At 38.0% G+C, this 8,806-nt stretch carries 6 protein-coding genes and 1 pseudogene; 1 reads left to right on the top strand and 6 read right to left on the bottom strand.

What is annotated here, in order from left to right; all coding sequences use genetic code 11:
- Positions 1 to 180: 180 nt before the first annotated feature.
- The 6 genes and pseudogenes from GQ590_RS11340 to GQ590_RS11315 all read right to left on the bottom strand — a co-directional run bounded on the left by GQ590_RS11340 (position 181) and on the right by GQ590_RS11315 (position 7,475).
- The gene (locus GQ590_RS11340; protein WP_160408979.1) at positions 181 to 324 is read right to left on the bottom strand and encodes a hypothetical protein; all 144 of its coding nucleotides are present in this window, start codon (positions 322 to 324) and stop codon (positions 181 to 183) included.
- A 34-nt stretch (positions 325 to 358) separates the two neighbouring features.
- Positions 359 to 1,030, bottom strand: coding sequence for a hypothetical protein (locus tag GQ590_RS11335; RefSeq protein ID WP_160408981.1), 672 nt, complete (start codon positions 1,028 to 1,030; stop codon positions 359 to 361).
- Between the two features lie 26 nt (positions 1,031 to 1,056).
- On the bottom strand, positions 1,057 to 5,841 hold the full coding sequence (locus GQ590_RS11330; RefSeq protein WP_160408983.1) for a toxin VasX: 4,785 nt from the start codon (positions 5,839 to 5,841) through the stop codon (positions 1,057 to 1,059).
- Between the two features lie 178 nt (positions 5,842 to 6,019).
- Positions 6,020 to 6,193, bottom strand: a pseudogene (locus GQ590_RS11325) (type VI secretion system contractile sheath small subunit); the annotation flags it as partial.
- 297 nt (positions 6,194 to 6,490) lie between these two features.
- The gene (locus GQ590_RS11320) at positions 6,491 to 6,832 is read right to left on the bottom strand and encodes a hypothetical protein (RefSeq protein ID WP_160422608.1); all 342 of its coding nucleotides are present in this window, start codon (positions 6,830 to 6,832) and stop codon (positions 6,491 to 6,493) included.
- Between the two features lie 7 nt (positions 6,833 to 6,839).
- Positions 6,840 to 7,475 (bottom strand): hypothetical protein, encoded by a 636-nt coding sequence (locus tag GQ590_RS11315; RefSeq protein ID WP_160409273.1) that lies wholly within the window; start codon positions 7,473 to 7,475, stop codon positions 6,840 to 6,842.
- A 48-nt stretch (positions 7,476 to 7,523) separates the two neighbouring features.
- On the opposite strand from GQ590_RS11315, the gene GQ590_RS11310 reads away from it, so the two are divergent.
- Positions 7,524 to 8,606, top strand: a complete 1,083-nt coding sequence (locus GQ590_RS11310; RefSeq protein ID WP_160422606.1) for an IS481 family transposase — start codon at positions 7,524 to 7,526, stop codon at positions 8,604 to 8,606.
- Positions 8,607 to 8,806: the final 200 nt, after the last annotated feature.

Genomic DNA, 8,806 nt, shown 5'->3' with positions numbered 1-8,806 from the left:
TTAGGCAAACAGCTCTATTACCATTGGGATTAATGTCGTCATTTTCTTCCTGAATTCGGGTTTTATAATCGGTGTTATCACAACCTGTTAGTAGCGATAATAGGACGACTAAACTACAACTTGAAACTACATGTTTTATCTTTTGATTGTTCATGATTATTACCTGTTTTTTTGATTGCTTTATTTTATGACACCGCCCACATTATCGACTAATTCATCAAACCAACTGACCACCTTATATTGATAAGAAAGCAGATAAGGAAAGGCTTTGTTGCCTTGGCTATCTGTTTCAATTCTGAGTAAAAAGCATGCCGTGTAATTCATGTTTCAAACAAGTAACCTAATAATGATAAGAAAGTTATAAAACATATCTGCCACTTTCACCTGTTCTTAATTTTAAAGTACCATCACTTTTTTTAGAATAATAGTGAGTTCCTTCTGCTAGCTCATTTCCTGTCACTGCGGCTTCCATACTGCCATATCCCGGATATAAGCGATAAATCTCCGGATTTTTTATCCAATTGGGCACATTTTCCATATGGTAACTAAAATATACCATTGGCATATTTTTCAATTGATGATCAATTTCCAATATTTTTTCTACCACCACTTTGCCAAAACAGAAGTTAGTTCCACCCCACCATTTTTTATCAAGATATTTGCGACCTTCATCGGTTAAATCATAACGATATAGCGGTTTATCACCGTCATAACCCACTAGCTCCTCGGTAAATAATCCCTCTTTGGCATATAGGGAGAGTTTTAAATTAACCTCATTATTTGCCGCAATTTTATCATAGGGATCTTTGGGGTTTATCTCACCTTCCAGATAATGTATGGTATAGGGATACATATCTTTATAAATTTCACCCACTGCCAGACAGATAGCTCTATTACCATTGGGATTAATGTTGTCATTTTCTTTCTGGATTCGGGTTTTATAATCGGTGTTATCACAACCCGTCAGTAGCGATAATAGGACGACTAAACTACAACTTGAAACTAAATGTTTTATCTTTTGATTGTTCATGATTATTACCTGTTTTTTTGATTGCTTTATTCTATGACACCGCCCACATTATCGACTAGCTCATCAAACCAACTGACCACCTTATATTGATAAGAAAGCAGATAAGGGAGCGCTTTATTGCCATATCTGTCTGTGTCGCCTTCCGGTAAATATTCGAAAGTACAAATCACTTCAAATTTATCCACTACTCGACCGATTAGTTGTTTAATGGCAAATAAGCCAACATCAGGCGGTTTCGCTATAGATGAATTATTTTCAGTGTTTGCTGATGATTCGGTTGTAGTATCGTGATTTACCTCTGCCTGTTGTTTCTGGTCTTCTTTTTTACCTTCTTCTGTTTTGCCGCTTTCTGAAGGTGGCGTACTTATCGCCTCTTGCATTTGATACCACAATTGCATATCGTTGTTTACTTGTTCATTATTCTCTTCATTCTTTTTATTATTTTTAGCTGAATCTTCTAAATAGTCATATCGTTCTTGCTTTTTATCTCTAATCATGTCTTTATTGACTATTTCAAAATATTTAGCATTTAGCTGAACGGTTTCAATGTTTAATTCTTTTTTATCATGACTGACAGCTAATATGGTTTCCATTTCGCCTTCAGCATGGCGAATTACGACTTTACCTTTAAATTTAGCTTTACTTTTAACAAAATCGGGTAATTGCATCATCAGATATAGATTGTATCTGGTGCCGTTTGTTTTTGCTCCATTCATCTGTTCGATAATTTCTGTTTGATCATCCGTTCCCCAATCGATCGTTAGTGATTTTTTTGTGCGAAGCATATTTGGATTTTTGTTCCTTGCCTCGGTAACAAGGTCTTTCAACTCAACTTCGTAATGCGCCGTGCAACAAAACCCTTTACGGGACGCTAAATAAAAATCTTGTTCGGACAGGTAGTTACCTGTATCACTAATTGGGTATGGCGGAAACAGGTCAATACGGTTAAACTTGCCAAATATTGAGCGGTTCATCCATTTTTCCATTTCGTCCCATTCACTGGCATCATCATAGGTACCAAACAGAAAATTGATGATATGTGGCGCGAGTAAAAGGGCTATGCCCCATGGTCCTGACAACGCTAACCGTAACCCAATCCCGGCTGTCGCAACACCAATGATCGATGTCACTGTATATACCACCGCACCGGTATCCCCCCGTGCTAGCGCTTTAGATGCTTTACCCAGCTCACCAATACTATCTACTAAGGCAAGCACTTTAGCCACGCCCCCAATCGCTGTACCGACTTTGTTCAGTTTATTAAGCGTTTTTAATAGGTTGTCGCTACGTTCACCAAATAAGGCGACCAGTTTGGTACCCGTGACAATGGCTTCCGATACCGTTAAGGCAATATCAAGATGTGTTCTGAATATCGCTTTAGATACTTTATCAAGCAAGGCCGAGTCCGTTAATGTTTTGAGTTTTTTGTTTAACTCGCTGATTTGAATAAATTGATATGCCAACGTGAGAACATTAACAATACCCGTTGCTGAAGTGTCTAATACTTCTTTGCGCCAATTTTGTTCTGCGCCAAATTTCGCGGCTTGGAGTTCTTCGTATTTAATCGCTTTTACGTCTTCGAATGCATCAACGTTGGCATTGCCACGGCTGGTGGTCATTTTGCTTTCAAATTCAAGTCGTTCAATATCATTATCGAAGGTGAGCAGTACATCAAACTCGACAAATTGCCCCGTCGCTTTGGTTATGTCTCGTCCTTTCAGGGTAAACCGGTCACGGGTTGCCGAATAACGCCCACGAATACGGTCGCCTACGGTGGTAACCAAATTACCGCCGTGCTGATTTGGGTAGACCACCTTGGCTGAACTGCCCAGTTTGTCTAAAAAATCCTGTAAATTGGTTACCGGTACTTTTACGGGATAGTTGCCGTGACTTGCGGTGGTAAACATGTTCATCGCTCTGATGAGGTGCCGATTGGCCACCGGCGTCTTTAAATCATAAGTACCATTATGTGAAAGCGTTTTTGTTATATTGGTCATGGATAGTTTGACCAGCTCTTCCGTTAAATAAGCCCCAACTTTGACATTATTAGGTAGTTTTAGATTACTAATCGGATCGATATAACCAGTCAAGGTGTTAATACCTGACAGCGGGTTATCAACGTCGGTTGTACCTTGTTCTTGCCCTTGAGCTGCTATTATCGATTTGACATCTTCAGTTAATTGCCGGTCTTCTTCACCCACATTGCCCGAAGCAACATTGAACAGTGAATATGGATGACCTTCAAGTAAATGACGATAAATACTCGTTTTATTGTTGATTAGTTGTGTCCATAACCGAGCTTGCTCATCAAGGTATAGATTACCAGTAAAATCACTGTCTAAAATAACCAATAAGCTGTTTAAGGCATTAATATGCCGGTCTGACGTGTCGGGGGGGCATTCTTTTAACCAAAATTGTACGGGGTTTTGATTGCCAAACAACCATAGCAGATAGGTAAAATAATCCTTCGATACATTTTTTACATAGTTAGTTAAGTTGCTATAAAGCTGATTATCGAGTTGTTGATATTTTTGTAGGGAATCATCATTAACTCGTTTTCCATGTTTGTCTTGCCAAACTTGATTTCTTTTCCATTCGGCAACTTTTTCTTTGGCATTTGGGAATTTTACGACAACGACATCATAGTTTATTCGTTTATCTATATCAGGCTTATCATTATAAATAGCTAAGATTTGTTTTTTTTGGTCATCTGTCAGTTTAATGACTTCATATTGACCTAATGGTGGAGACTCTTCAAGATAATCACCAAATCCTTTTTCACTAACTAATCTAAAATAATAGAATCGTCCTAGTTTCGACATCCCACAATTGATAGTAGGAGCTCGAAGACGAATACTATTTTCCGTACAAAATTCCTTTTCGCCTACAATATCACTTAATGGAATATCATCAAGGAATAACTTATCGGATTCACCGCTACCGGGCTGATTGTTCGGTGATAAGATCAATTTGGCTTCTCGAATTGCACCCTGTCGGTGAAACTCAATCATTTGGTTATGCTGTTTATAGTCTGAATTATAGAACCCAAATAAAATACACTCTGAACCATCTTGAATCTGATTTTCACTTTTTAAGATATCTTTATAACTTTCAATACGGGTATATTGATTACGTGCGTAACTTGTTTCAGGTTTGAAGTATAGTAATGGTTTATTCTTGGCATTGGTTATCTGTTTATTAAAGTAATCTTCAATGGCTTTTTTGCGTGGCCCCATGATATTGGCCTTTATATTCGATATCCCTTGATTGATTTTTTTATTTAACCAGTACTCAGCAGGCCATCCATACCGTAAATATTCAGGAATGCGATTGACATATCGGTACTGTTTGTTGTAGTCCAAATCAATCAGGTTTTCAGTATAAAAGGATTGAATGATGCTTGGGTCTATTTCATCATCCATTCTGTCTTTTTCTTCCAAAATCAGTTCTTTAACGGTTTTGCCTAAATTTGCTTGTAACCTTTTTTCAATGGCAAGGGTTTGCTCTTGACTGCGACCAGCCAAACCATCCACCACCGGTGATAATAGCTGTCTGCGTTGGACAGCAAGCTCTTCAGCTATCCCTAAGCTGTCTTCAACTAAGATAACGCCGATTTCGGTCGTTTTGTAATTCGAGTTATCGTAAGCTTCCTCTTTATAGCCGTCTATTGTTTTGCTGAAATCGTCATTGAGTCCACCGACTTCTTTTTTTAAGGTATTAAACTGACTGGCTGAGCAAAATATATTGCGGTAGTTTTGCACTATGCTTTCTTCTGTGTTTTCAAGCTGATTTTTTAAATCGTAATTTTGCGCATAAAAACTGCCTTTGGCGATTTCTTTATTTAATTTGGTATCTTTTATGCCAATTGAAGCGGGTTGACTTTGTGCCTGGGTATTGCTGTTTTGGCGTGCATTTTTTTGTGCTTCGTCTTGTTCTTCTTTTGATTTTTGGCGTCTTGCATCTAGCTGTTCTTTATTGAAATAATCCAGCACTTCTTGTTTATTGCATTCCATTTCTAGCAGATAGCGTTTTGTCGGTCCTTCAACCGCTTTTGTCGATTCACTACCTTGTTTTTCGCCTTCAACAGGCGCTGCTTTGACCGGTGCTCGAGTAAAATCGCTAAATGAAAAGCTGCGTTCCCCCTTAGCCGTTAACTTTGATGGCTCGGTTTGTGTTAAATCAACCACCGTAAAACGTTTATTTCGGTCCTCTTCATCTTTGCGGTAGTGATCCACCACGTCTTTATCCCAACGGTAAGGACTGTAGGCTATCCACGCTTTGTCATAAATTTTATTGTCCAACGTGATAAATTTGGATTTAAATTGATGTCCTTCTGTGACACAGTTTTCCGGTAATTCTTTTGGTCTGCTGCCTTTTACGTCACGAAACTCTCTTAATCTAAATGCCCCGGATTTTGTCACTTCAAATACTTTGACTTTTAATAAATTTAAATCAGTACCTTGCCACCCTTTTGCCGATTTGTTTTTTTGGAGCAAAATATACACATAACCTTCACGTAACGTTCGATAAACATAGCTAAAGTGCGTAAAGGCGGTGGTCGGCTCATGACCATTTAGTGGCAACATGCCCGCATCCCAAATATTCGTTTCGCTATTTTTAAAAAATTTAGGCACCACGCTTTTTCGAACTAAAAATAGCGGAAATCCCGTTCGCTCACAGGCACCGCATTTTCCGTTACTTAGCGCCATATTTTCTTTCGCTTCGTGTATGAGTTCGGTTGTGACAACAGGGGCATCGGTGTTCGGTTGAATATCACTATCATTAAAATCCGTATTGGTGGTACTTGTCATTTTTTATCCTTATATACTCATAATTCGCTTTCGCATTACTTCAATAGCTTTTTAAAATCTGATTCAATCGCTAAAAAACGTTCTGCTAATGTTCCAGGTGCATTAAAAATAACATCATTAAGAATATTTTTGATATGTTCGTGTTGGTTTAAATTTCCGTATAGTATTGAGTAAAAGGCATAGATACTTTTTCTTTTTCAGAAAGTGAACGTTTGTCTTTTCCACAACCATAATCGCCAATTGACAAAATTTTAAGTGGCAGTTCAACTTTCTTTGAGGCTCCGCCTGTGTGTAAATCTAAACTGATATTCACGCGGGCAGCTAGGACTTCATTTTGAAAACTGTTTGACATAATTTCTTCTGAATTGCCATTCCCTTTAAAAGCTAAAATAAATAATTACCCTTAAGTTGTGAATAAATTAAACGATTTACGAATTAATTACAATCTTAACGATTAAATTAATTAATTTTTTCATTAAAAAAATTTATTAAAATTTGCTTATTTTTCTAGCAAAATAAAGGTTTTTTGTAGCTATCCCCTAAAATAGCACAGCAAAAAAGTAGAAAACCCTGCCAATTTTTGTTGTTTTTTGAACGATTTATTTTAATATGCATTAATGATGTAATTTTATATTTATCATATGGTTACTTATACCCAAGCAGTTTTTTTAGCGGTGCCTACTTTCGCAACTTTTCCTGTGCACCGAGCAGTTTTTGATAATAAGATAACATTTTTCTTTTTGGTAGGTGATTTTAACGATCTACTCAATATTGATCTTGCCTTTGCTCCCTTGCTTTGTTTGTTCGGGTCGCTGCTGCTGTTATCGCTTTGGCTTTGGTCGCCACTCTCCTCTTGCTTACCTTCTGGCCAGTAATTCACCTTGATAGTCACGTCATGCTTCCCTTTGATTTTACCTAAGCTCCATTTAATTAAATACAGACCAATCTTGGGTACGTTAAACACAGCTTTTTCACCATTTAAAACTAACAATTTCTAATTACTCTTCTTTGATTTCATCATTATAATCATATGCCCATTGATATGTACCGCTGACACAAGTCATGGTTGTTAACTTTCCATTACCAGACACGCTATAACTGTGCCATCCGTTAAATGGTTCTCCATTGACTTGTTCTTTAAAATATCCAAATCGTTTATAGATTTGTGGGTCTTTGACCCAATCCGGCACATTTTCAAGATGATAAGTAAATTGGACATCCCGCACCGTACCGCCCCCCACCCCGTTAATGGTGTCGTTTGTGCTAATTATTTTGTCCACCACCACCCGACCAAAACAAAAATTGGTATTATCAAATGACCAGTCAACGTATTTTCGCCCTAAATCGGTCAGGTCGTAACGGTACGTCGCCCTGCCGTCAACGTCGCCAGCGTACTCTTCGGTAAAAAAACCTATCCCGGCAAAAAGGTGTAAACTACCATTTTTTAATCGATTAAAAATTGCTTTTTGTGTTTCTGGCGAATATGGTAAATCCTGCCCTTGCATATAATAAGTAGTATACGGATACATGGATTGTGTCACTCTGCCCACCATCATGCATAATGCTTTATCGCCTGTTGGGTTATTGTAGTCGTTACTTTTTTGAATATTTTCTTTATATGTAATAGTCTTCACTCAATCTGACATCTAAGTTATTTTATAACACAAAAAGGAGAGTCAGAAATGAATCAAACAGCCAAAATCATTAAACCTAAATTAGGACTACTAGAATTAGCTAAGCAACTCGGTAACGTTCAACAAGCTTGCAAAGTCATGGGATACAGTCGAGATAGCTATTATCGCTTTAAAAAATTGTATGAGCAAGGGGGTGAGCTTGCGCTTCAAGAAATCAGTCGTAAAAAGCCTATCGAAAAAAATCGGGTAGAGCCACATATAGAACAAGCCGTTGTCAATATGGCCTATGAATATCCAGCTTATGGGCAACATCGGGTTGCCAATCAACTCCGCCAAGAAGGCATCATGGTGTCAGGGAGTGGGGTACGCTCTATTTGGCTACGTCACGATTTAGAAAGTTTTAAAAAACGCTTAATAGCCCTAGAAACCAAAGTGGCACAAGAAGGATGTGTGCTCACTGAAATTCAATTACAGGCCCTTGAAAAAGCCAAAGCATCAAAAGAAGCGCATGGTGAAATTGAGACACATCATCCGGGATATTTATGTGCACAAGATACCTATTATGTAGGGCACATTAAAGGCATAGGGAAAATATACCAACAAACATTTATTGATACCTATTCCAGACTCGCTTTTGCTAAAGTCTATACCGAGAAAAATAGTCTGATTGCTGCCGATATGCTCAATGATAAAGTGCTTCCTTTCTTTGACAGCGAACAAGTGCCGCTGTTACGCATTCTTACAGACCGAGGTACGGAATATAATGGCCATAAGGAGAGCCATGCTTATGAGCTTTATCTTAATCTAGAAGATATTGAACACACCAAGACCAAAGCCTACAGCCCACAAACTAACGGTATTTGTGAGCGATTCCATAAGACGATGAAAACAGAATGTTATGATATTTTATTTCGGCGTAAGATTTACACGCAATTGAGTGAAATACAAAACGATATTGAGCAATGGCTTGAATTTTACAATCGAGAAAGAGCGCATTCAGGAAAATATTGTTATGGGAAGACACCATGGCAAACATGGAATGATGCAAAGGGGTTGGTTAAGGAAAAGCAATTGGAGAGTTTATTTTGCTCATCGGACACGAATTTTGTTAAAATGAAAGCCGATGAGTAATATGTGTCTGTCAGATTAAGTTTGAGCTACTACACTTTATACGGATAAGTATCGCACCCAGTTAACAGTAAACTGCTTAAAGTCATGATTAGGAGTGTTGTTATACTTGTTTTAGTTTGCATGGTGATTTCCTGTTTAATCTTTTATATAGTGGTGTGACAGTAAGTACGGCGTAAGTTCTTTTACTGGTTTGGGGGTGT

It is taken from the genome of Gilliamella sp. Lep-s35 (assembly GCF_009795845.1).
Lineage (GTDB): Bacteria > Pseudomonadota > Gammaproteobacteria > Enterobacterales > Orbaceae > Gilliamella.
This window is presented reverse-complemented; position numbering and strand designations above follow the sequence as displayed.

Bases quoted from the DNA above. Each gene is read 5' to 3' on its own strand.
- GQ590_RS11340 (WP_160408979.1), bottom strand. From the start codon at position 324: ATGAATTACACGGCATGCTTTTTACTCAGAATTGAAACAGATAGCCAA.
- GQ590_RS11335 (WP_160408981.1), bottom strand. From the start codon at position 1,030: ATGAACAATCAAAAGATAAAACATTTAGTTTCAAGTTGTAGTTTAGTC.
- GQ590_RS11330 (WP_160408983.1), bottom strand. From the start codon at position 5,841: ATGACAAGTACCACCAATACGGATTTTAATGATAGTGATATTCAACCG.
- GQ590_RS11310 (WP_160422606.1), top strand. From the start codon at position 7,524: ATGAATCAAACAGCCAAAATCATTAAACCTAAATTAGGACTACTAGAA.